At 55.0% G+C, this 22246-nt stretch carries 20 protein-coding genes, 1 pseudogene and 1 riboswitch; of the genes and pseudogenes, 11 read left to right on the top strand and 10 right to left on the bottom strand.

The annotated features are described in order from the left end of the window. The 3 genes and pseudogenes from ABVT36_RS11110 to ABVT36_RS11100 form a co-directional block, all read left to right on the top strand. A partial coding sequence (locus ABVT36_RS11110; protein WP_368456639.1) for a transposase occupies positions 1 to 185 on the top strand: 185 nt, incomplete at its 5' end. 51 nt (positions 186 to 236) lie between these two features. Beyond that, a complete protein-coding gene (locus ABVT36_RS11105; protein WP_368456638.1) occupies positions 237 to 1442 on the top strand; it encodes a hypothetical protein in 1206 nt (401 codons plus the stop codon). 367 nt (positions 1443 to 1809) lie between these two features. Then, positions 1810 to 1953: pseudogene (locus tag ABVT36_RS11100) on the top strand (transposase); the annotation flags it as partial. 414 nt (positions 1954 to 2367) lie between these two features. On the opposite strand, the gene ABVT36_RS11095 reads toward ABVT36_RS11100, so the two are convergent. From ABVT36_RS11095 to pdxH, 4 genes are all read right to left on the bottom strand, one after another. Continuing rightward, positions 2368 to 3594 (bottom strand): neutral/alkaline non-lysosomal ceramidase N-terminal domain-containing protein, encoded by a 1227-nt coding sequence (locus tag ABVT36_RS11095; RefSeq protein WP_368456637.1) that lies wholly within the window; start codon positions 3592 to 3594, stop codon positions 2368 to 2370. A 158-nt stretch (positions 3595 to 3752) separates the two neighbouring features. Beyond that, positions 3753 to 4955, bottom strand: coding sequence for a hypothetical protein (locus ABVT36_RS11090; protein WP_368456636.1), 1203 nt, complete (start codon positions 4953 to 4955; stop codon positions 3753 to 3755). Positions 4956 to 5731: 776 nt separating this feature from the next. Next, positions 5732 to 5935 carry a cupin domain-containing protein gene (locus ABVT36_RS11085; protein ID WP_368456635.1) on the bottom strand — a complete coding sequence of 68 codons (204 nt, stop codon included), beginning with the start codon at positions 5933 to 5935 and terminating at the stop codon, positions 5732 to 5734. A 232-nt stretch (positions 5936 to 6167) separates the two neighbouring features. Then, positions 6168 to 6806, bottom strand: coding sequence for a pyridoxamine 5'-phosphate oxidase (gene pdxH / locus ABVT36_RS11080; RefSeq protein ID WP_368456634.1), 639 nt, complete (start codon positions 6804 to 6806; stop codon positions 6168 to 6170). A 216-nt stretch (positions 6807 to 7022) separates the two neighbouring features. Here pdxH and ABVT36_RS11075 point away from each other — a divergent pair, with 216 nt between their 5' ends. The 6 genes from ABVT36_RS11075 to ABVT36_RS11050 all read left to right on the top strand — a co-directional run bounded on the left by ABVT36_RS11075 (position 7023) and on the right by ABVT36_RS11050 (position 13405). Next, positions 7023 to 8630 (top strand): 5-guanidino-2-oxopentanoate decarboxylase, encoded by a 1608-nt coding sequence (locus ABVT36_RS11075; RefSeq protein WP_368456633.1) that lies wholly within the window; start codon positions 7023 to 7025, stop codon positions 8628 to 8630. Positions 8631 to 8707: 77 nt separating this feature from the next. Then, positions 8708 to 10141, top strand: a complete 1434-nt coding sequence (locus ABVT36_RS11070; RefSeq protein WP_368456632.1) for an aldehyde dehydrogenase family protein — start codon at positions 8708 to 8710, stop codon at positions 10139 to 10141. 70 nt (positions 10142 to 10211) lie between these two features. Next, positions 10212 to 10328, top strand: a riboswitch (SAM-I-IV-variant riboswitch). A 56-nt stretch (positions 10329 to 10384) separates the two neighbouring features. Further along, a complete protein-coding gene (locus ABVT36_RS11065; RefSeq protein ID WP_368456631.1) occupies positions 10385 to 10600 on the top strand; it encodes a hypothetical protein in 216 nt (71 codons plus the stop codon). A gap of 137 nt (positions 10601 to 10737) precedes the next feature. After that, complete coding sequence (locus ABVT36_RS11060; RefSeq protein ID WP_368456630.1) at positions 10738 to 11937, top strand: glycine C-acetyltransferase; 1200 nt, start codon at positions 10738 to 10740, stop codon at positions 11935 to 11937. A gap of 87 nt (positions 11938 to 12024) precedes the next feature. Then, a complete protein-coding gene (gene tdh, locus ABVT36_RS11055) occupies positions 12025 to 13050 on the top strand; it encodes an L-threonine 3-dehydrogenase (protein ID WP_368456629.1) in 1026 nt (341 codons plus the stop codon). A 79-nt stretch (positions 13051 to 13129) separates the two neighbouring features. Continuing rightward, entirely contained in the window at positions 13130 to 13405 is a 276-nt protein-coding gene (locus ABVT36_RS11050) for a GIY-YIG nuclease family protein (protein ID WP_368456628.1), read from the top strand. 217 nt (positions 13406 to 13622) lie between these two features. Here the strand turns inward: ABVT36_RS11050 and ABVT36_RS11045 are convergent, their stop codons facing one another. Together ABVT36_RS11045 and ABVT36_RS11040 are read right to left on the bottom strand one after the other, a co-directional pair. Continuing rightward, positions 13623 to 13889: a zf-HC2 domain-containing protein gene (locus tag ABVT36_RS11045; RefSeq protein WP_368456627.1), complete on the bottom strand. Its 267-nt coding sequence runs from the start codon at positions 13887 to 13889 to the stop codon at positions 13623 to 13625. Positions 13890 to 13907: 18 nt separating this feature from the next. Continuing rightward, the gene (locus ABVT36_RS11040; RefSeq protein WP_367151135.1) at positions 13908 to 14534 is read right to left on the bottom strand and encodes an RNA polymerase factor sigma-70; all 627 of its coding nucleotides are present in this window, start codon (positions 14532 to 14534) and stop codon (positions 13908 to 13910) included. A gap of 666 nt (positions 14535 to 15200) precedes the next feature. Between ABVT36_RS11040 and ABVT36_RS11035 the strand changes: the two genes are divergently transcribed. Both ABVT36_RS11035 and ABVT36_RS11030 read left to right on the top strand, forming a co-directional pair. After that, complete coding sequence (locus ABVT36_RS11035; protein WP_368456626.1) at positions 15201 to 15521, top strand: DUF3301 domain-containing protein; 321 nt, start codon at positions 15201 to 15203, stop codon at positions 15519 to 15521. 175 nt (positions 15522 to 15696) lie between these two features. Beyond that, positions 15697 to 16764 (top strand): trans-acting enoyl reductase family protein, encoded by a 1068-nt coding sequence (locus tag ABVT36_RS11030; protein ID WP_368456625.1) that lies wholly within the window; start codon positions 15697 to 15699, stop codon positions 16762 to 16764. A gap of 309 nt (positions 16765 to 17073) precedes the next feature. Here the strand turns inward: ABVT36_RS11030 and ABVT36_RS11025 are convergent, their stop codons facing one another. The 4 genes from ABVT36_RS11025 to ABVT36_RS11010 all read right to left on the bottom strand — a co-directional run bounded on the left by ABVT36_RS11025 (position 17074) and on the right by ABVT36_RS11010 (position 22244). Next, complete coding sequence (locus ABVT36_RS11025; protein ID WP_368456624.1) at positions 17074 to 19143, bottom strand: M13 family metallopeptidase; 2070 nt, start codon at positions 19141 to 19143, stop codon at positions 17074 to 17076. Between the two features lie 858 nt (positions 19144 to 20001). Then, the gene (locus ABVT36_RS11020; RefSeq protein ID WP_368456623.1) at positions 20002 to 21456 is read right to left on the bottom strand and encodes an aspartate aminotransferase family protein; all 1455 of its coding nucleotides are present in this window, start codon (positions 21454 to 21456) and stop codon (positions 20002 to 20004) included. Positions 21457 to 21554: 98 nt separating this feature from the next. Further along, positions 21555 to 21842 carry an aldehyde dehydrogenase family protein gene (locus ABVT36_RS11015; protein WP_368456641.1) on the bottom strand — a complete coding sequence of 96 codons (288 nt, stop codon included), beginning with the start codon at positions 21840 to 21842 and terminating at the stop codon, positions 21555 to 21557. Between the two features lie 162 nt (positions 21843 to 22004). Next, positions 22005 to 22244: an aldehyde dehydrogenase family protein gene (locus tag ABVT36_RS11010; RefSeq protein ID WP_368456622.1), complete on the bottom strand. Its 240-nt coding sequence runs from the start codon at positions 22242 to 22244 to the stop codon at positions 22005 to 22007. Positions 22245 to 22246 lie beyond the last annotated feature (2 nt).

Genomic DNA, 22246 nt, shown 5'->3' with positions numbered 1-22246 from the left:
TCAACGAAAATACCAACGGCCTAATCCGACAGTATTTTCCTAAAGGCACTGACTTCAATGAAGTCACGGATGAAGAGGTGCAAGCAGTGATGGATCGACTCAACGACCGTCCGAGAAAGACGAGGGGTTGTCGATCGCCAAACGAACTATTGATGGGGCAGCGAGCAGATTTACTCTCTGCGTAACGAAATTGCAGTTATTACTTGAAACCGAAATAAACATTCTGGAAATTAACCATGAAAATAAATATTTATTTAAAATTATTGCCGTTAAGCTCTTTACTTATAGGAAACCATGCTTTTTCTGATGGGCCACCAGAAGTTCCGTTTTCAATCTTATTCCTTCAGGGTGAGTATGCAAATAGTTATCCAGACAATCAAATTTATGCCAATGGAAGAATGCAAGCTGAAGTTGATGTTTTTTATGAGCTAAAAGATGGCTACACATTTATTGGCGCGGATCTTAAAGAACTGTACAATGCGCAATCCTTTAGCAATACGGTCGTTTCCGATGGTTACAACGGATATATAAAAGATGTCCGGCTCGGCCCTGGAGTACCTTCCGCAAGCTTAACTTCACCATCCATCAATTCGGTTGCTAGAAAGTACCTTTCCTCTTCGTCTGAGGGGATCATCCAGGTATGTGTTGAAGCCCAAGCACGTAACAACAATACAAATGCAATTATCACTCAAAGCACTTGTGAGGGCACGACGAATAATGCTTCCGCTGTAATAGAAAAATTGAGTCCAACCAACTTTTCTTCATCCAGTTTCCAAAAAACGGAAACGAGCATCGGCTGGCATCATTTTAGCTCGTGGATTGATGATTGGAATATATTGACTTATTCTTTTAGGCCGAATAATTTTACCCTGCGAAGGGTATGGGATGAAAATGGGCTTCAGATAGACAGCACACAGCTGGGTCGCCATGGAATTACCTATGCTCCATATAGATTAATAGGTAGTTACCAGGCAAATCCATCCTATCCGGATAATGAAAACGCTGCCAGGGGAACTAGTTCGCTTTATTGGATCGAAAAGGGCGTAACAACCAGCTTCATGGAATTTCCATCTTTTGATGGAATTGCGTATCATGACGGCCCTACTCCTTATAAAAAGTTTTCAATGAACTTCAACTTCAATACCAATGAAGATATAACATTTATAGGCTCTTTTGGAGGCGCCTTTTCCCGCTTTGCGGCCATAGGTGCTTCTGATCAAATTGTCTCTCGTAATATTGCAAATATGGGCTGGTATTATCCTGGATTCCCCACAGGAGCAAGTTTTTCAACTTACTTAAATGATTTAGAACCTACTGGAAAGAAGGTGCACTTTGAGGATAATTTTGGCAATCGTGGATACTTTACTTTTGCAAGGGCCAATTTATGGAACGATTACTTCCAAGACGGCTATTACAACTTCCAAGTTAGCACTGGCGATTAAAGAATCACATTAATGAGAAGGGCAGGCGTTTTTCCTGCCCTTCCGCAACTCAACTCAATATGAGCGGTTATTATATGTCAATTACATATAATGCTAATAATTTTTCCGAATTATTCCTTTTGGTGTCGGTCCAAGAACAGGAACTTACTCATTTCTCAATTAAATGATCTGAGTTCCTGTCACATAAAACAGTAGATTCCGTAATTTCTTTGATGTTGCATTATAGTGCCTCCGGCTCAAGTGTTATGGATTTCGGACACGGATGGACATTGGTTCTTAGTCGCTTTAACAAAAATGCCAAGTCATGTCTACACTAAATCTGATAAAATTTGCGTATGGAACACTATTAAAATCGTAGTTTAAAGTCATAGAACACTTACTTTCAGCTCAGCGAGGTAATGTAAAAATACCTAATATACAAGTCCTCAATACTCTCTTGTATGTGCCAGAATACGGCTACAAGTGGCGAGAACTTCCTGATTGGTTCGGCAAGTGGTATAGCATTTACCTGTGAGCCAATCGATGGGGCAAAAAAGATATTTCTGGTGCAGCCTCCTTATGGCGAAATTCGGCGTAGCGTATACCCCACTGCCACGCCATCTCGCTCAACCCTCGAGTCTTCTTTCCCCTTAACATGAAATCCTCGCTGTAGCGGTGAGCCGCCTCATTCGCCTTCGAACCATGTATAGACCTCGATTTACCTTGTTAAAGTCTCAAATATCACTGTTTTCGGTACTTCGGAAAGAATACTTATAGTTGCTTGACGTGAACTTAGCTATGCCAATCTCTCATATGACCTCCTAATAGAACTTGCCGGTCAATGGGAGCTCGCATTATCTACCCTGTGCGCACCTGAACGGCAAAATTCTGTCAAATTTCACCGTTAGACGTGGTGGTTTACCTGTAGCTTTGGAATATTAATAATTTACTCCTCAGACAACAGCGAGATCATTGCTGCTTTTGCCGCGTCTCCAATCATAGGATCCAAGTTTGCATTTTCTTCAGTAGTGCGCCCAGGAACCTGCAGGAATTCATCTATTGGTAAAAAATAGCCATAACTGGCATCTGTCAGACCAAAGAAAAGTTTGTGAGAGGCTATCAACCTATCGAGAAGCGGCAAACCTAAACGGGTGAGCGCTTCACCTGGCCAATGTAGCCCTTCAACTTTATTGCCGAATTTGAAGTACGCCAAAGGAGCAGAGATAGTATTGTCTGGAGCCAGATTAACGTCCAGATGACCGGTGTGTTGTAACTGGACAAATCCAGTATTGCTTACAGGATGGGTCACACTAGTAGAAACCATTTGGAAGTCACCATACACAATATCCGCGGAATAGTTAGCTTCCAGGGCCTTATTGCCCAACATGGCGCCATACTCTGATACAGCTGCATAATCGGCAGCATCAACCGAGGGTGTTGCATCACCAACAATTCCATTAATAAAAATAGCATTGCCTTCGGTACCAGCTTCAACTACTTTGCGCAAAGCATTCACATAACCCGCACTATAGCCAAGGTTGGTCTCATCTAATATGGTTGGATGTGCAGAAGCATTGATCAGCGTGATAGGCCTGAAGTATTTATCAAGAAATGGTTCAAAATATAAAACGCGCAAACTATTATCCACTTCGTTCCAGCCACGACGATTAGTTACCGGAATTTCTGTTGTACCTACTTTAAGAATGCCAGGGCTTGTATATTGTATCGCTTCAATACCAGCTCGAACCATTTCTGACACAATCCGCTGCCGGTATTCGACACTCACACCACCCCACAAGCCTTGGAGATCGGGGCCAGCATGTGTGTGTGTCGCTGCTAGATGAATATATTCCGGTTTTACCAGGTTGAATGTGGCCTGAGTGATGCCATTACGCACCTCGGCCATTAAGGTGTCACCCAGGCCCACAGTGTCTACCACGATATACAGCGCATGGGTATCAAGGTCAGATACCGAAAAGGCACGAACGCTAATTGCATCCAGGATTTCGCTGCTGCCACAACGAAAGAATAGAGAACCGTACCCTCCCATACAACTCGCAAGAGCTTCAGAATTAGTGGGGGTAATATCTGCTTTGCCGTAACCTACAAAGTAAGTAGCAGATACATTCAAAGAAAGCAGCATTCCGAAAATCAATACACCTAATAATTTCATTCTATTTCCTTAGCTCTGATATTTACTAAAACGTCTTATATAGAGCGAAAGCCTTAAATCTTATTATCGTAAAAATAGCAATCTGCAATCAATAGGCTGGAATCGAACTCAGGTTACGGTAGCACTTGCGCTTTATATTCCAACCTATTGAATTTCTTTTATCGAGAGGTATGGACGTCTAAACTATAATAACCAGGCCCAAAGTAATCACCAATATCACGCCTCCCAAAAGAAAAATATCCACGATTGCCGAAGTTATCTTCAAAATTAACTCTTTTATCCCTAGGTTCTAAATCCATCCAGAAGTCCGGAGCGGTTACCCCTGGGTAATAGAAACCCATATTGGCAACGTTATGGGATGTAGGTGAAAGATAAAGGTTACCGATCGGAAATAATTCCGTTAATATTCCGCCATATGTCGCCACAAAGGTTATGCTTTCATTGGTATTAAAAGCAAAATCAATTGAATGTTTTTTATAGGTTTCTCCACCATTCCCGGGGATATAATTATATAGATCAACATATGGAAATTCCAATTGACTGATTGTAGTATTCGAAATCCAATAAAGTGAGCTAGAACCATTGATATCTCCAAATGGGTACGCTTGCTCTCGATCCGGCTGGTAACTAGCTAATAGTCTATATGGAGCATAATTAATCCCGTGACGATTAAGTTGTTCTTTTGATATTATAATTCCATTGTCATCCCATACTCTTCGTAGGGTAAATCCCTGAGGTCTATATGTTAGAGCATGAATAATCCAGTCGTCAGTAAAGCCACGATTGTGGTCACTCGCTGTGAAACTTGATAGAGAAAAATTTATTGGGCTGAGTTTTTCTATGGAAATAGAGGCATTATTTGTAACATTATCACAAGTACTTTGTTTGACAATTTCGTTTGTACTCTTGTTACGTGCTTGTGCTTCAACACATACCTGTATGATGCCTAATGATGAAGATGAAAGGTACTTTCTAGAAATCTGCGTCGTGGGTACTAAGGAGGTTTGACTTGACGTTAACAATGAAGATGTGAAAGAAGGGGTTCCAGAGCCCAATCGAACATCTTTGATATATCCATTGTAGCCATCGGACACCACTGTGTTTGCGAGCGAAAGTCCACTGTACAATTCTTTAAGGTCTGCATCAACAAAAGTGTAACCATCGCTTAATTGATAATAAATATCCACTTCGGCCTGCATTCTACCGTTGGCATAAATCCGATTGTTTGGATAAATATCTGTATATTCACCCTCTAAAAATAAACTTTGGAATGGGACTTCCGGCGGACCACTAGAAAAAACATAATTGCTAATAAACAAGAAACTTAGCGATATTAATTTAATATTGTATTTTCTATTCATGTTCAATTTCCATACTATTGAGAATTAAATCAATCCATGCTGAAGATTTTAATCAGAAGTTCCTCAGCATTATTCCTGCTGACGAAGAACTTATATTCCTTTGAGATAAAGATGGTCAACCACCTATAGTTTTTAATTGAAAATCTTTGACGCAGTTCTTATTTATTTAATTTAATACTCAATTAAGTGTAAGGGTAATTCACCTGCAAGCCTAAGGCTCGATGGAAACCCTTGGCCAAGGCTGTGCACCGCCTCTTTGTGTCCTGCTCGCTTGTGAATTTTCACATGGCGAAGAAGACACTCTCGGGGCCTCCCCAGCTGTCGTCACAGAAGTTATACGCTTGTGCTATGGCATCGGGTGGAAATATTCTGTTAGATTGGTCGAATTGACCTCACTAGAGACGAAAAACGACGAAAATGTAGAAAGTTTCGACACATTTGATCGCTCCATGCCCCTACATTAATAGTTCACACCTTTCCTTAGGAAATCCCGATTGTATAGACAAAGAATCGTTAAAAGCCCACTAACGTCCGATACCAGGGCCCAACACCACATCCTCACTGACTAGAGCGTATGCTATTCACCAATAACTGGTAGGTCCGAGAACAGTCCAAACATTTGCTCATAGTGCGGACAACGATCACTGTAATAATCGATGCTATTACACTTCAATTAAAATTTCTGTTTCTCGATTCTTTAAGAGATATCATGAGCGTATTGGCAACGAAAACGCGATATATTGTTTCGATTCTGCCGAATCAGGCTGACTCGCGCGCTAACCATAAAGCCAGCGCGCTTTGACGTCACCGATATTGCGCACGGAATGGCGGGCACCGGCCGGGATCAATACTTCCTCGCCGATTGCGGGGAGGAGCAGGCGCCCATCAATCTCCAGTTGAATCCACCCCTCCACCAGTTGCAGCAACTCATCGACCGGATGGGAGAAGTCCTCCCAGCACTGGCCGGGCGGTCCTCCCACAAGTCGCATCTAACAGGTTGTTGAAAAAGCCTTCCCTGGCTTTCCTCAACTCGGGTTTGCGGCGCATGTCCGTAAACCCTCCACGATAAATCAAGCAGTTACACGCTTGATTTGCGCCCTGAACATCCCTGTTCGGGACAGCTGGCTGTTGAAAAAGAGTTTTTCAACAGCCAGCTAAATCCGCGGGCGCTCCAGGCGGTGGCGATTCGACGTCGATCCATCACACTGTGACTCAGGGCGCGAGTCGTTCAATGGCCCAGTCATCCCCCGTTTGCCGGCGGTAGACAAAGCGGTCGTGCAGGCGGTTGGCCCGCCCCTGCCAGAATTCGACGGCCTCGTGCACTACCCGGTAGCCACCCCAGTGATCCGGAAGCGGCACTTCGCCGCCGGCGTAACGCTGTTTGGCCTGGTCGAATTTTTCCTCCAGCCGCTGCCGGGATTCCACCGCGGCACTCTGGTGGGAGGCCCAGGCGGCCAGCTGGCTGTCCCGGGGGCGCTTGGCAAAGTAGGTAGCGGACTCGGTGCGGGTCAAAGGTTCGGCGCGCCCGTAAACAATCACCTGGCGCTCCACCGCCTGCCATGGAAACAAGAGGCAGACCTGGGGGTTGGCGGCAATATCCCTGGCCTTGTGACTGTCGAGGTTGGTATAGAAGGCGAAGCCGTCGGCGTCGTAGCCTTTCAGCAGCACTATCCGCTGGGACGGTCGTCCGTCGGCACCGACGGTGCCCAGCGACATACAACTGGGGTCGGAAAGATTGGTGGCCGCGACTTCCCCCAACCACTGCTCGAATTGCTGGACGGGGTTGTCTTTTAGATCCTCGCGGCTCAATCCTCCGAGAAGATACTCCCGACGCCAATGCTCGATGTCCATGATTTACTGATCCTTACTGCCATTGGGGTTAAGTTTACCGGCTCCCGGGCTTTTTCCCAGTCGCCATCGGCGGCGCAAGTTTTCCTTGTACGGAGCCGATGATTCTCAATTTCCCAGTGAATCCGGCGCCGCACAAGCAGACTCTGCGGCCGCTTGCGAAGCCCTGCGGCGACCGCTAGGCTCGGCTCCAAACTCACAATGAGGAATAAGACGGTCATGTCATCCGCGCCCACCTGTGCCCAGGTACTGATGCGCCTGCTGCGCGAGTACCAGGTAGAAAAAGTCTTTGGCATCCCCGGTGTCCACACTATCGAACTGTACCGGGGGCTGCCCGGCAGCGGCCTGATCCATATCACGCCGCGCCACGAACAGGGCGCTGCCTTTATGGCGGACGGCTACGCCCGCGCCAGCGGCAAGCCGGGGGTGTGCTTTTTGATCACCGGACCCGGGCTCACCAACGCCGCCACGGCCATGGCTCAGGCCTACTCCGATTCGATTCCCATGCTGGTCATTTCCGCGGTCAACCGCCGCGCGGACCTGGGCATGGGCGGCGGCCGCCTGCACGAGCTGCCGCGCCAGAGCGACGTCACCCGCGGTTTCTGTGTCTGGCAGCACTCGCTGACGGATGTGGGGCAACTGCCGGAAGCCCTGGCGCGGGCATTCCAGCTGTTCAGTGCCGGTCGGCCGGGCCCGGTGCATATCGAAATTCCCATCGACCTGTTCGCCGCCCCCATGCGGGGCCAGCTACAAGATTATCGCGCCAGCCCGCTGGCGCTGCCGGCGGCGGCCAGCGATGCCGCCGTGGAAAAAGCGAGCCAATGGCTGAAAGATGCCGAGCGGCCGGTGATTCTGCTGGGCGGTGGCGCCCAGGAAGCGGGCGAGGCGGCAAGCCGCCTGGCGGAAAAGCTGGCGGCGCCGATATTTCTGTCCCTGGCGGCCAAGGGTGTCGTGAACGAGCGCCACCCGCTGTGCGGCGGCGCCAACCTGAGTTTCGATGTGGTGCGGGAGCGGGTGGAAAACGCCGACGTGGTGCTGGCGGTGGCCACCGAGCTGGCGGAAACCGACCGCAACCTGGTGCGGGAGGGCTATGGGTTCAAGGGCCGGTTGATCCGGGTGGATATCGATCCGGCGCAGCTGGCGGGCAACTGCAACCCGGACCTGGCCATCTGTGCGGACGCCGCCCAGGTGTTGCAGCAGCTGGATCGGGCGCTGCCGGATGGCGACGCAGCTGCGCGGGAGGCCACAGCGCGACAGGTGGCACTGCTGCTGGAGAAATGCCGCAGTGAATGGTGGCCCGGCTCGGAGGCCCGTTTCCCCTGGGTGGAAGCATTGCGCGCAGCACTGCCGGAGGACGCGATCCTGGTGACCGACTCCACCCAGTTGGCCTACAACACCAACCACGCCCTGCCGCTGTACCAGCCCCGCAGCCATATCACCTGTACCACCGGCTACGGCACCCTCGGTTTCGCCCTGCCGGCCTCCATAGGGGCCAGGCTGGCGGATTCCAGGCCGGTGGTGGCACTGATCGGCGACGGGGGCCTGATGTTTACCCTGGGCGAGCTGGCGGCGGCGGTGGAACAGCGGCTGTCGCTGCCGATCCTGGTGTGGAACAATTCCGGCTACGGCGAGATCCGCGATTTTATGGATGCGGCGCAGGTAGCGCAGGAAGGAGTCAATTTGCGCACACCGGACTTTGTCGCGCTGGCGCAGTCTTTTGGCGCCGCCGGATGCAAGATCGACCAGCCGCAGCAACTGGGGGCGGCAGTGGCCGAGGCACTGCAGCGGGACACCCCCACGCTGATAGAAATCACTGCGGACTTCTAGGGCCTGTTGAGCCGGGTCGGCAAAAGCCGCAAAAAGCCTTTTTTCAACAAATTGCCAAAGCAGAAGTGGAATGCCTTATGACAGACTGGAGCACACTGAAGACTGACAAGCTATACGTCGACGGCCGCTGGCAGGACTCCCGCGGCGGCACACTGCACGGGGTTATCAATCCCGCCACCGAGGAGGAGATCTGCCAAGTGGTGCAGAGCACCGCGGAAGATGTGGACCTGGCGGTAGCGGCGGCAAAAAGTGCCTTTGGCCAGTGGCGCACTACCAGCGCCGCGGAGCGCGCCGCCTATCTCAATGCCATCGCCGACGGTATGGAGGCGCGCAAGGCCGATCTGATTCAGGCGGTCTCGCAAACCCTGGGCTGCCCGGCCCATATCACCGAATGGCTGCATATCGACGGGCCCATCTACGCGGTGCGCTACTACGCCCAGCGCACCGGGGTGATGGAGCAAACCGAGAAGGCCGGCCACTCCATTGTGATGCGGGAGCCTGTGGGGGTATGCGGCTTTATCACCCCCTGGAACTATCCGCTGCACCAGTTTGTGGGCAAGGTGGCGCCGGCACTGGCCGCCGGTTGCACCATGGTGGCCAAGCCGTCGGAGATGACGCCGCTGCAGGACTACATCATGGCGGAGATTATCGACGCCGCTGGCCTGCCGGCCGGAGTGTTCAACCTGGTGCCCGGCCCCGGCACGGTTGTCGGCGCCGCACTGTCTGCGCACCCGGATATCGATATGGTCTCCTTCACCGGCTCCACCCGCGCGGGAGTGGAAGTGGCCAGGGCGGCGGCGCCCACGGTAAAACGGGTCTGCCAGGAATTGGGGGGCAAGTCGCCGCTGATCATTACCCCGGACGCGGATCTGGAAGCGGCGGTGCGCTGGGGCTGCGAGGATGTGTTTATCAACAGCGGCCAGACCTGTACCGCGCTGACCCGTATGCTGGTGCCGGCGCAGCGCTACGAGGAAGCGGTGGGAATCGCGAAGCAGGTGGCGGAAGAAATCACTTTGGGTACCGGCCCGGATGCGTTTATGGGTCCCCTGTCCTCCGCGCGCCAGCGGCAAATCGTGGTGGATTATATCCAGCAGGGTGTCAGCGAAGGGGCGCGCCTGGTCACCGGGGGCGCCGAGCGACCGGAGGGCCTGGAGCAAGGGTTTTACGTCAAACCGACGGTGTTCGCGGATGTCAGCAACGATATGGCCATCGCCCGGGAGGAGATCTTCGGCCCGGTCACCTGCCTGATCCCCTACCGGGACATGGACGAGGCGGTCGCTATTGCCAACGACACCGAATACGGCCTCTCCAGCGGCGTCTGGGCCGGGGATGTGGAGTCTGCGCTACCGGTGGTGAAGCGCATCGAGGCGGGCCTCTGCTTCGTGAACGGCGGCGAGTTCAATTACGATGCGCCGTTCGGCGGCTACAAGCGCTCCGGTAACGGGCGCGAGTTCGGCGAGGCGGGTCTGGACGAGTTTGTCGAGCTGAAATCCGTACAGTTGCCGGCGTAAGTCTGCCGCGCCACGCCGGGCCGGGCCGGCGTGGCGCTGTTGACTGGCCTCCCCCCTGCCGCTATCTTTACTCCCACATCAAGAGAGTGGCTGACGCCAACGCCAACCTGCCGACCGGGGCAAGGTGGTTTTCTCACCGCGAACTGCGGGAGAGATGGGGCTCGAGAGAGCAATCCAACCGGATCGCGAATTTATTTGCACCGCTTCCGCGTCAGCCCTTCAAGTTAGTCTTTTGGAGGGACCATGTCAGAACCAGCGCCATCCTGCTCGCAAATTGTCGAAATCCAGATCACCAGCAAGCGCCGCCGCACCGCTGTGCGCGCCGTGCGACGGAGCGACAGGCAACTGCTGTGGCAACTGCTGTTCGACAGCGCCGAAGACGCGTTAGAATTCGCCACCCATTGCCGCGCCAGTGAGCAGCCAGTCACGGCCCACAAAGCCTGCGAGCTGGCCCGCTGACAGGGGCGGCGCCTGCGAGCTGGCCCGCTGACAGGGGCGGCGGGCGCTGCAGAACTGGATTCGGCCGGCGCCAACCCGGCCCGGACCCACTGGAACCAGCGTCACTCTTGACCGTTTGAGGAGCCGATAACAATACCATGTCCAAGTCCGAGCAATTCTTCCAGCACCTGCGCAACCAATTGCAGCAAATAGAAGCGGATGGCCTGTACAAACGCGAGCGCATTATCACTTCGCAGCAGGCAGCCGAAATCCAGGTCAACAATGACACCCAGGTTCTCAACTTCTGTGCCAACAACTATCTGGGCCTGGCCAATCACCCGGACCTGATCCAGGCCGCCAAAGAGGGCCTCGACCAATACGGCTTCGGCATGGCCTCGGTGCGCTTTATCTGCGGCACCCAGGATATTCACAAGGCGCTGGAATCGCGCCTGTCGGATTTTCTAGGCACCGACGACACTATTCTCTACACCTCCTGTTTCGACGCCAATGGCGGTCTGTTCGAAACACTGCTCGGCCCGGAGGATGCGATTATCTCGGACGCCCTCAACCATGCGTCCATCATCGACGGGGTGCGCCTGTGCAAGGCAAAGCGTTTCCGCTACGCCAACAATGATATGGCGGACCTGGAAACCCAGCTGCAGAAGGCGGACGCCGCAGGGGCGCGGACCAAACTGATCGCCACCGATGGCGTCTTCTCCATGGACGGCGTCATCGCCAACCTGAAATCCATTTGCGACCTCGCCGACAAGTACGACGCCCTGGTGATGGTGGACGACTCCCACGCGGTGGGCTTTCTCGGCGAGCACGGGCGCGGTACCCACGAGTACTGCGATGTGGTCGACCGGGTGGATATCATCACCGGCACCCTGGGCAAGGCCCTGGGTGGCGCCTCCGGCGGTTTTACTTCCGGGCGGCGGGAAATCATCGAGCTGCTGCGGCAGCGCTCGCGACCCTATCTGTTTTCCAATTCGGTGGCGCCGGCGATTGTGGCCGCCTCGTTGAAAGTCCTCGACCTGCTGGTTGAGGGCGGCGAACTGCGGGACCGGTTGCGGGAGAATTCCGCCTATTTTCGCAGCCGTATGACCGAGGCCGGTTTCACCCTGGCGGGCGCGGATCACCCGATTATCCCGGTAATGGTCGGCGATGCCGCCCTGGCGCAAAAGATTGCCGACCGGATGCTGGCGCGCGACATTTATGTGGTCGGGTTTTTCTATCCGGTGGTGCCCCAGGGCCAGGCGCGCATCCGCACCCAGATGTCCGCCGCCCACACCAGGGAACAACTGGACCGCTGTATCGACGCATTTACCGCGGTGGGCACAGAACTGGGAATTGTTTAACCGAGCAATGCTCGCGGTGCGGCCTCCCCGGCCGCGCTGCTCCGCCGGCCCCCAAGCCGGGGGCCGCAAGCAGGAATCACCTACACCATGAAAGCACTGTCCAAGTTGAAATCCACTCCCGGCATCTGGATGACCGATGTGGAAGTACCGCAACCGGGCCACAATGATCTGCTGATCAAGATTCGCAAGACCGCCATCTGCGGTACGGATATGCATATCTATCACTGGGACCAGTGGTCCCAGAACACCATTCCCGTCCCTATGGTGGTGGGCCACGAATATGTGGGCGAGGTGGTTGGCCTGGGCGAGGAAGTGGTTGGTTTCGATATCGGCGACCGGGTTTCCGGCGAGGGGCATATCACCTGTGGCCACTGTCGCAACTGCCGCGCCGGCCGCCGCCACCTGTGCCGCAACACCTACGGCGTCGGCGTCAACCGCCAGGGGGCTTTCGCGGAGTACCTGGTGATCCCGGCGATGAACGCATTTAAGATCCCGGACAATATCCCCGATGATATCGCCTCCATTTTCGACCCCTTCGGCAACGCGGTGCACACGGCCCTGTCGTTCGACCTGGTGGGCGAGGATGTGCTGATCACCGGCGCCGGCCCTATCGGCGTGATGGCTGCAGCGGTGGCACGGCATGTGGGCGCGCGACATGTGGTCATTACCGACATCAACGATTACCGGCTGGATCTGGCAAAAAAAATGGGCGCTACCCGCACCGTCAATGTCAGCCGGGAGAAGCTGCCGGATGTGATGGGGGAAATTGGCATGACCGAGGGCTTCGACGTGGGGCTGGAGATGTCCGGTGTGGCGGAGGCGTTTCGGGATATGCTCACGGCGATGAATCACGGTGGGAAAATCGCCATGCTCGGCATTCCCGCCAACGACATGGCGATCGATTGGAACCAGGTGATTTTCAAGGGCCTGGTGCTGAAGGGTATCTACGGCCGCGAGATGTTTGAAACCTGGTACAAGATGGCGAGCCTGATCCAGTCGGGCCTGGACCTGACCCCTATTATCACGCACCACTTCGATATCGACGACTTCCAGCAGGGTTTCGATATCATGGCATCGGGTGAATCCGGTAAAGTGGTCCTGAACTGGGGCTGATACCATTTACCGGGCGACCCGATCAGCGGCGGGATTAATCCAGCACAGAAAATAATATTATCTGCAGGGGCCGCAGCGGTTGAACGACTGGTTTGTCTATATGCTCCGCACCGGGCGGGGCACACTCTATACGGGTATCACCACCGATGTGGAACGCCGTCTGGCGGAACACCGGAATGGCGGCGTGCGCGGGGCCAAAGCGCTGCGGGGGCGCGGTCCCCTGACACTGGAGTTCCACTGCAGGGTGGCGGATAAATCCTTGGCATTACGACTGGAAGCCAGGCTGAAGAAGTGGCCCAGAAGCTGGAAGGAAGAATTGATCGAAGGCCGGCGCACACTGCCGACCCCGGAATAGATTTAGCAGGCTGTTGAAATTCGAAGAATTTCGACGCCTGGTACCGGAATATGGATGTTCCGGCAAAATCAACGACGCCTAAGTCGTTGATTTTGGGAGAAAAGTGAAAATCACATTTTTCGCTTTTCGTGTTTTGAAACAGGCAGGATGCCTTTTTCAACAACCTGTTAGGGCCTGTCCACACTCAATGAGTTGGCCCTGGATGATGATGGCGCGGCTATTCGCCCTTATCCCGCTCCTCACCAGATTTGCCGGCATCTTTATCCCGCTCTCCATCGGTTTTTTCGGCATCACTCTCCGCCGCATCCCGCTTGCCGCTGACATAGGCCCGGGCGATGGTGCGCAGGTTGTCCATCTGGCTGGAAAAGTTGCGGCAGCCACGACATATCATCAAATGCAATTTGACGCTGGCGCGTTCAGAGAGATCCAGCGGTCGCTCCTGTGCTTCCGACAGCAGCCGGGTAACTTCACGGCAACTTTTCATGATTTTCCTTGAATCGCTTTAGGCCCGCTCGGCAAACCAGTTGTTTTCCAGACACTCCCGCAGACGCAGCCGCGCCCGGTGCAGAGTGACGTTCAAATTGCTTACGGTGATGTCCGCCGCTGCGCAGATTTCCCTGCTCTCCAGCTCGATAAACTCCCGCATCATAAATATCCTCGCCTGTCGCCCGGGCAGATGATTGAGGCATGTCTCGAAGACACTCCAAAAATCCCGGTCATCGACGGCGGAATGCGGATCCGCCCATTTGAGCGGACGCTCCTCCGGCCGCCAGTGGCCCCGCTGGTCGAACAGCTCCTCGAAGCCGCCATCCTCGGCGTCGGTGCGCAACAGGCTGTCGGCGTCTATATAGCGGCTTCGCTGGCGCAACAGATCGGCAATCTTGTTTTTGAGGATTGCGAATACCCAGGTCTTGAGGGCCGCGCGGCCGCCAAAGGAGCGCGCGCTCTTCAGCGCACCCATCAGCGCCTCCTGCACCGCATCCTCGGCCAGATGCGAGTCCGCCAGCTGCAAGGTGGCGAAATGCTGCATTTGCGCCCGCAGTTCCTCCAGATACTTGGGGTCTGTCAGTGAGGCGGTGTTCGCGTCCGCTGTGCCACTACTGTCGCCCTGCGCCGCTTCTAGTTTCACGGGTCTCTCCTGCATCAGGTAACCGGCCTGCTGGCCGGGATCTAATTTCCCTGAACGCTTTGAGGGGAGTACCGTGACCTGCGCGGGTCCTGGCTCCTAATCCTCAGTCGTTCGGGCTTGGGGTTTTATTACCCTCGGGAACTTTTGATTAATTCTGTAATACCTGAGCGACACCTTTAGCGCCACTCCGGTGAAAGTGAAGACCCCGCAATCGGGCGACCATTCCCCGAATCCACTGAGCTTGTATTGCCCCTGCCAGATACAACACAGCCTTTTGGACTGACGAGGAGCAAAAGAGGCTTTCGACCAGTTGGGCAATACGGTCTCGGAGATGCTGTGGGCTCATCCCGGGGAGGTTTTGCCGGCCGTGTCGCCAATCCACTGATCAGGCATAAACTGACCAATTGGTCACACACAGTCGCAAAGTCTCGGAAGGTCTCCGGCGGCATTATAGGGGGCTATCTGGTACTCCTCCAGCGCTCGACACGCACCAATCGGGGTCGAGAGTGACCGGGGCAAAGAGGCGGGTTCCGGGTCTCGCTCCGGCCTGCCCTTCAGAGGCAATATCCGGCCCCAACGGCAACCGCGCAACGGAACCACTGCAGAACCGGGCGGCTGGCCCCGGTCGTGTTATCCTTGCGCGACCATCACAACCAGCAAGTGGCCATGTATCTCTCTCTGAACGATCTCCTGTGGGTATTCCTGTTCGCGCTGGGCGGCTGGTATCTCTGGGCCGGAATGGCGGCCAAGGAACAGGTGCGGCAGGCCGCCACCAGTCACTGTGCGCGGCTGGGCGTGCAGTTGCTGGACGACACAGTGGCACTGGTGCGAACGCGCCTGAAGCGCGACAGCCGCGGGCAGCTGCGCCTGCAACGCAGCTATGAGTTCGAGTTCGCCTCCACCGGCGAGCGCCGCTACTCCGGGGTGGCGGTTCTGCACGGCCGGCGGATCACCCAGATGCAGCTGTCCCCGCACCAGATGGTCTGAAGGCCGGCGGCGCATGGGGCACTCCACCACCGATGGATGAATTTTGTGTTAACTGTGGGTCACCAATGACGGGCGGCTCCGGGAAATATTGCCCGGATTTGACTAGCCGCCGATGCCGCCTTTAATGTTGCGTCACCCAATTCACCCCTCTGACCCGACTAGCTAAGGATTCCCGTTGAACAGTAAAAAAATAATGATCTACGGTGCCAACGGTTATACCGGTGCCCTCATCGCGCGCGCGGCGGCGGCGCGCGGCCATCAGCCGATCCTGGCGGGGCGCAGCGCAGAAAAACTGCGCCCTCTGGCGGAGGAGTTGCAACTGTCGGCGGTGGCCGTCAGTCTCGACGATACGGAGACACTGGAACGTGTGCTGCGGGACGTCGATGTGCTGATCCACTGCGCCGGCCCCTTCTCCAGCACCGCGGAACCCATGCTGCGGGCCTGCATCGCGGCGGGCACCCACTACCAGGACATCACCGGCGAGATGTCGGTGTTCCAGCGGGCCCACGCACTGCACGACGAAGCCAGGGCAGCGGGCATAGTGCTGTGCCCGGGCACCGGCTTTGACGTCATTCCCACCGACTGCCTGGCCGCTGCGCTACAAGGGGAAATGGCAACCGCCACCCATCTGACACTGGGCTTCGATTCGGACTCGGCCCTCAGTCGCGGTACCGCCAAAACCTCCATAGAGAGCCTGGGTGTGGGGGGCGCAGTGCGCAGCAACGGGGAGGTTAAAATCATCGACCACGGCGAGCTGACACGGACGATCAATTTCGGCCGCGGGGACAAGTTCGCCGTGGCCATCCCCTGGGGGGACGTGGCCACCGCCTATTACACCACCGGCATCCGCAATATCGAGGTATACATTCCCATGAGTCCACGCCGCGCGGGGAAGCTGCGAAGGCTGAACCACTTCCGCTGGCTGCTGCGCACACAGTGGGTGCAGAAGTGGCTGAAGGGTAAAGTGGACAAGTCGCTGACGGGCCCCGATGAGGCGGCGCGGGCCGAACAGCAAACCTGGGTATGGGGGGAGATCCGCAACGACCGCCGGGGTGAGCGCCGTATCGGCCGCCTGGTAACCGCCAACGGCTATGACGTCACCGTGAGCGGTTCCCTGGCGGTGATGGAGTTTCTGCTGGACTATCGGGGCCAAGGCGGCTATTTCACGCCGGCCAAGCTCTGCGGTTACCAGCTGGTGGAGAAGCTGCCCGGCTCCAGCCAGATCAAGTTCAGTATCGATTGACCGGTAGTATTTCCAAAATAGCTACCAACACCGAGCACTGCGTACTAGCAGGCTGTTGAAATTCGCAGGATTTCGACACCTGGTACCGGAATATGGATGTTCCGGCAAAATCGACGACGCCTAAGTCGTTGATTTTGGAAGAAAAGTGAAAATCACATTTTTCGCTTTTCGTGTTTTGAAACAGGCAGGATGCCTTTTCAACAACCTGCTAGGGAACCTCTGACAAGATCGTCGTATCAACGGACGGCAATCGGACAAAAAAAGCCCCGCAAAATGCGGGGCTTGTTGGATTTGGGTGCACGGGGCTGCTTACCAGATGACCACGCGCTCCTCTTTTGGCAGGTACATGCCATCCCCCTTCTTGACGTCAAAGGCGGTGTAGAAGGCTGAGATATTCGGCAGCACGCCCTGGACTCGGTATTTTGCCGGTGAATGAGGATCGGTTGTCAGGCGCTCGCTCAATGTCTCGTCACGGATCTTGCTGCGCCAGACCTGAGCCCAGCCCATAAACAGGCGCTGGTCGCCGGTAAAGCCGTCGATCACCGGCGCCTCTTTGCCATGAAGGGACATCTTGTAGGCCTTGTAGGCAATGCCGAGACCGGACAGGTCGCCGATATTTTCGCCCAGTGTCAGTTCACCGTTGATGTGTTTTCCTTCGAGAGGCTCAAAGCTATTGTACTGAGCCACCAGCTTGCCGGTCAGGTGCTCGAAGTTGTCCCGGTCGGAGTCGGTCCACCAATTGTTCAGAGAGCCTTTGCCGTCAAACTTGCTGCCCTTGTCGTCGAAACCATGACCTATCTCGTGGCCGATTACCGCGCCGATAGCCCCGTAGTTGACCGCATCGTCCGCCTGCATGTTAAAGAAAGGTGGCTGCAGTATGGCGGCCGGGAAGACAATCTCGTTCATCGTCGGATTGTAATAGGCATTGATGGTCTGTGGTGACATCAACCATTCGCCCCGGTTGATGGGCTGGCCCAGTTTGCCGCGTTTGTACTGGGTTTCGAACAGGTTCGCCGCCAGTACATTGCCAGCCAGGTCATTGGCACTGACTTTCAGGCCGCTGTAGTCGCGCCACTTGTCCGGATAGCCGATCTTGGTGGTGAAGTTATCCAGCTTGTCCAACGCCTGGTGCTTGGTCTCTTCGCTCATCCAGGTCAGGTCTTCGATGGAATCCCGGTAAGCTGCCAGGAGGTTATCCACCAGTTCCACCATGCGCGCCTTGGCCTCGGGCGGGAAATACTTTTCCACATATCTTTTGCCCACCAGTTCGCCCACGGAGCTATTGACGAACTGCACCGCGCGCTTCCAGCGCGGTTCCATTTCCTTGGTGCCGTGCACAGCAGTGCTATAGAAATCGAAATGGGCTTGAGCCAGCTCGGAATTCATGTAGGGCGCCATGGCGGTCAGAACCTTGACCTTTAGGTAGCGGCGCCAGGTGTCCATATCAGTTTCATCGATAATCTTGCTGGCTGCCTGCAGATATTCCGGCTGGCCCACCGCAACATAGTCGGCTTTGTCCAGCATCGCCTTGGACAGGTAGCTGTGCCAATCGACGGCCGGCATCAGGTTGGCCAGTTCGGCTGTGGGTTTCTTGTTGAAGTACTTTTCCGGATCGCGGTTATCGACACGGGTGCGCTGGTGTTTCGCCAGGCTTTTCTCCAGTGCGTAAATTTTGTCGGCAAATGCACTGGAATCCTTGAGGTCGGCGATATCCTGCACCTTCACCAGATAGTCCATATAGGCCTGTTGTAATTTTTGGCCTTTTTCGGATTCGTCAAAGTAGTAGTCGCGATCCGGCAGGCCCAGGCCACTCTGCCAAAAAAAGGCTATGTAATTCTCCACATCCTCGAAACCCTGGTTGATGAACACCGAGAGTGGAACGTTGTAGCCCACAGTATCGGCATAGGCGAAGTAATCGGTCAGATCCTTGCGACTGTCGATATCATCAACTTTTTGCAATTCCGCGGTCAGCGCCGCCAGCCCCTTCGCTTCAATTTCCTTTTCGTCCATAAAGCTGTTGTACAGGGCACCAATCTGCCGGTCGTCAGCGCTGTTGGCCTTTTCGCTCGCCTCCACGATCAATGCCTTGACCCGTTCGATACTCTGATCACGCAAGATGCTGAAACCACCCCAGCGGGATTTGTCCGCGGGGATCTCAGTGTTCTTCATCCAATTGCCGTTCACATAGGCAAAGAAGTCGTCCTGGGGGCGCACACTGGTGTCCATGGCTCCGAGATCGATACCGGACCCGAGGCTTGCCTGCTGTACCGCGGTGCTCTTGGTGTTGTCCGCCATTCGGGCGCTGGTGTCAGCGGCCTCTGACTTGGAACAACCAGCGAAGATGCTGGCGATGGCCAGAGGAATGAGTAACTTGTGCATGAAGGGACCTCTACTGCTTAAATTCTGTGCAGATGTTGTACACCGCACAGATAATATGCCCGCCAGCCAAGATGAGATATCGCCGTGCGATTAGTAGCTATTGTTATGCGACGAATATCACAATTTAAATCTAAAGCAGGATAGGCAGGTTTTCGCTATTGTCACCAACGCCCAATTGGGGCATCGCCAGTTGGTCCCAGCCAGCATCTAAAAAGCAGCTTCAGTTCTCTGTGGTGCCTTCACCGCCACTATATTCACCCATTCCTGAAGAGCATGCTGTTTTATCTTCTTAGCTTTAATAGGAACAATCTCCTACAAAAAGCACTTGCTCAATTCGCTCAGGCGTCGACTGGCTTGATTCGGTTGACGACGTTCTCCTCTTTCGCCTGGGCGCAAGCCCGTCAGGCTTCTGCGAGGTACTGGACAAGGCGCTCAAGCACATCAAAGTATGGCCGTATATCTCCGGGGCGCTCGGGATGCGTTCAAGACTGGCTTTGGGGTCTGGAATGGAGCACAAATACCCGTTCAGCTCCCAGTAGCCATCGACTGGTATTCTGTTGCTCAGGTGCCAATCGAAGCTCGAGGAGTGAGATTTGGTTGCCCCAAAATAAGCGACGAGCAACAAGAGTGGCGCCTTTTCCGGTACAACCCGAAAGGATGCCACTGGTCTCGCGCCCTGTGGCATATGAAGACACTCACCAGTACTGCCACCCTGTGCCGCTTCGAGCAGGGGCAGGATCGATCCGCTGCGGTAGAGCTACACAAGACGCTGGGGGCGGTGGCCGAGAGGCCGGGTATTTTTTCGAGGACACACTGGGTGCTGACCGCCAGGGCCAGGGGCGACCGGCAATTGAGGCTCTATTCGCTCCGGCATGGAGCCGTGGGCCTGGGCAATTTTTCCGTGCAGGCTTTCTCCAGGCGGTCAATGGTGCCCACAATATCATCCTCGGTGGTCAGTGGGTTGATTGTGCAAAGCCGAAGCACACTGCGGCCTTTGAGACTGGTGGAGGATACGCAGGCGTAACCGCTTTCCGACAGGAACTTTGCCCTGGCGGCATGCTGCCGGGGATTGGTATTTTTAAGGGAGAAACAGACAACGCCGATTTGGGCAGGCGTGACCACCTCCCAGGTATCCGGTCTGGAGCGCAAATGGGTTTCGGCAAATTCTGCCAGTTTGATGCCCTGATCAATCGCCGTCCGAAACCGCCCGACACCATAAGTGCGCAAACTCATCCAGAGCTTTACCGCGCGTGATCGACGTGTAAGCTCCAAACTGCGGTTTCGAAAATCCACTTCGCCCGCGCCGGCTTCAACGTCCTTCAGATACTCCGGATTCATATTGAAACAACGCTCAAGTGCACCGGGACGACGAACCAGAACACAGCCAACGTCATAGGGTTGAAACAGCCATTTATGGGGATCGAGGACCAGTGAATCGGCCCGCTCGATCCCGGATAGGTACTGACGCCCCTTTTGGGTAATGGCGGCCGGCCCCCCGTAGGCGCCATCGATATGAAACCACAGATCTTCCCGGTGACACATATCCGCGATTTCATGCAGTGGGTCGACAGTTCCCGCGTTGGTGGTGCCGGCGGTTCCAATGACCATCGAAGGGCGTCTGCCTGCAGCCCTGTCTTCCCCGATGGCGCGCGTCAGGCGCTCCATCGACATTTTGTAGTTCTCGTCACTCTCCAGCACGCGGATATGCTGCTCCGGCCACCCCATTTCTTTCAGGTTGCGGACCAGTGACGAGTGCGTCTGGTCGGTCAGGTAAACGACGCCCTTGCCGCAAACCGAGCGGGCCACGGAAAAAGCTGTCAGGCTGGCGTGGGACCCGCCGCTGACCAGGATACCTTCGCTTCCTTCGGGAAAGCCCATTAACTGCCGCAACCATTCAATAACGATGAGCTCAAGTGTCGCCGGACCCGAACCGCCGGCCCAGGACGCGGCGATGGTGTTGAACCCGGTCCCCAGCCATTCACCGAGAATCGCGGCAAACGAACTGGGGCCGGGCACCCTGGCAAAATAACGGGGGTGGTCGCCTCTTTGCTGATGCTGCAAGGCGACTTCGGCGAGCAATGCCAGTGACTCGTCCGGATCCATCGGCGCGTCCGGCAAGGGAGCGCCAAGGGCCGCCATCAAGTCGGCAGACGAACCCGTAAGCACGGCATCTTCAACATGCCTGTGCACCAGGCGGTCGACAACCAGATCCACCACTTTGTGGCCAAGTCGCCGCATCTCTTCGGCTTCCAGTCCAAGGGTGTCAGCGGGGTAGTAGCGCTCATTATGGGATTTTATTTTGCATCTAGTCATAAATCACCGCGGCCTCAAGGCGAATACATCTTCATTCAGTGGCCCGCTGCCAGAGATTGCCACTGGAATAGGTAACAGGCACCCGACGTTATCACACCTTATTCAAAAACGATTCCCTGAGCCAGGGGTAATTCACCACCATAGCTGATGGTATTGGTGGTGCGGCGCATATAGTGTTTCCAGGCGTCAGAACCGGATTCACGTCCGCCACCGGTATCCTTTTCGCCCTCAAAGGCACCGCCGATTTCCGCCCCGGCAGTACCGATATTCACGTTCGCTATACCGCAGTCAGAACCCACCGATGCCAGGAACAACTCCGCTTTGCGCATACTCTCGGTGAAAATCGCCGAAGACAGGCCCTGCGGGACACCGTTTTGAATATTGATGGCTTCCCCTAGCAGGTTGTTGAAAAAGGCATCCTGCCTTTTTCAAAACACGAAAAGCGAAAAATGTGATTTTCACTTTTCTCTCAAAATCAACGACCTAGGCGTCGCCGATTTTGCCGGAACATCCATATTCCGGTAGCAGGCGTCGAAATTCTTCGAATTTCAACAGCCTGCTAGATCACGGTAGGTCATGACATAAAGGGCCGGCGCAAAGGTCTCCGCCTGTACGATTTCCGCATCGTGCGCAATGCGCACAATCGCAGGGCGCACATAGTAGCCACCATCGGGCACCTGCTCGTGAATCCGCTCGCCAATACAGCGGAACCTGTGGGGCTTTGCGTCGAGCCCACCCAATACGTTGCTGCCGCTTGAAAGACAACCGGCATTCCTGCGCGACTGCACCT

It is taken from the genome of Microbulbifer sp. TYP-18 (assembly GCF_040932045.1).
Taxonomy (GTDB): domain Bacteria; phylum Pseudomonadota; class Gammaproteobacteria; order Pseudomonadales; family Cellvibrionaceae; genus Microbulbifer.
This window is presented reverse-complemented; position numbering and strand designations above follow the sequence as displayed.

Coding starts and splice junctions, on each gene's coding strand:
- pdxH (WP_368456634.1), bottom strand. CDS start 6,806: ATGGACATCGAGCATTGGCGTCGGGAGTATCTTCTCGGAGGATTGAGC.
- ABVT36_RS11090 (WP_368456636.1), bottom strand. CDS start 4,955: ATGAATAGAAAATACAATATTAAATTAATATCGCTAAGTTTCTTGTTT.
- ABVT36_RS11075 (WP_368456633.1), top strand. CDS start 7,023: ATGTCATCCGCGCCCACCTGTGCCCAGGTACTGATGCGCCTGCTGCGC.
- ABVT36_RS11070 (WP_368456632.1), top strand. CDS start 8,708: ATGACAGACTGGAGCACACTGAAGACTGACAAGCTATACGTCGACGGC.
- ABVT36_RS11095 (WP_368456637.1), bottom strand. CDS start 3,594: ATGAAATTATTAGGTGTATTGATTTTCGGAATGCTGCTTTCTTTGAAT.
- ABVT36_RS11020 (WP_368456623.1), bottom strand. CDS start 21,456: ATGACTAGATGCAAAATAAAATCCCATAATGAGCGCTACTACCCCGCT.
- ABVT36_RS11065 (WP_368456631.1), top strand. CDS start 10,385: ATGTCAGAACCAGCGCCATCCTGCTCGCAAATTGTCGAAATCCAGATC.
- tdh (WP_368456629.1), top strand. CDS start 12,025: ATGAAAGCACTGTCCAAGTTGAAATCCACTCCCGGCATCTGGATGACC.
- ABVT36_RS11045 (WP_368456627.1), bottom strand. CDS start 13,889: ATGAAAAGTTGCCGTGAAGTTACCCGGCTGCTGTCGGAAGCACAGGAG.
- ABVT36_RS11060 (WP_368456630.1), top strand. CDS start 10,738: ATGTCCAAGTCCGAGCAATTCTTCCAGCACCTGCGCAACCAATTGCAG.
- ABVT36_RS11035 (WP_368456626.1), top strand. CDS start 15,201: ATGTATCTCTCTCTGAACGATCTCCTGTGGGTATTCCTGTTCGCGCTG.
- ABVT36_RS11105 (WP_368456638.1), top strand. CDS start 237: ATGAAAATAAATATTTATTTAAAATTATTGCCGTTAAGCTCTTTACTT.
- ABVT36_RS11025 (WP_368456624.1), bottom strand. CDS start 19,143: ATGCACAAGTTACTCATTCCTCTGGCCATCGCCAGCATCTTCGCTGGT.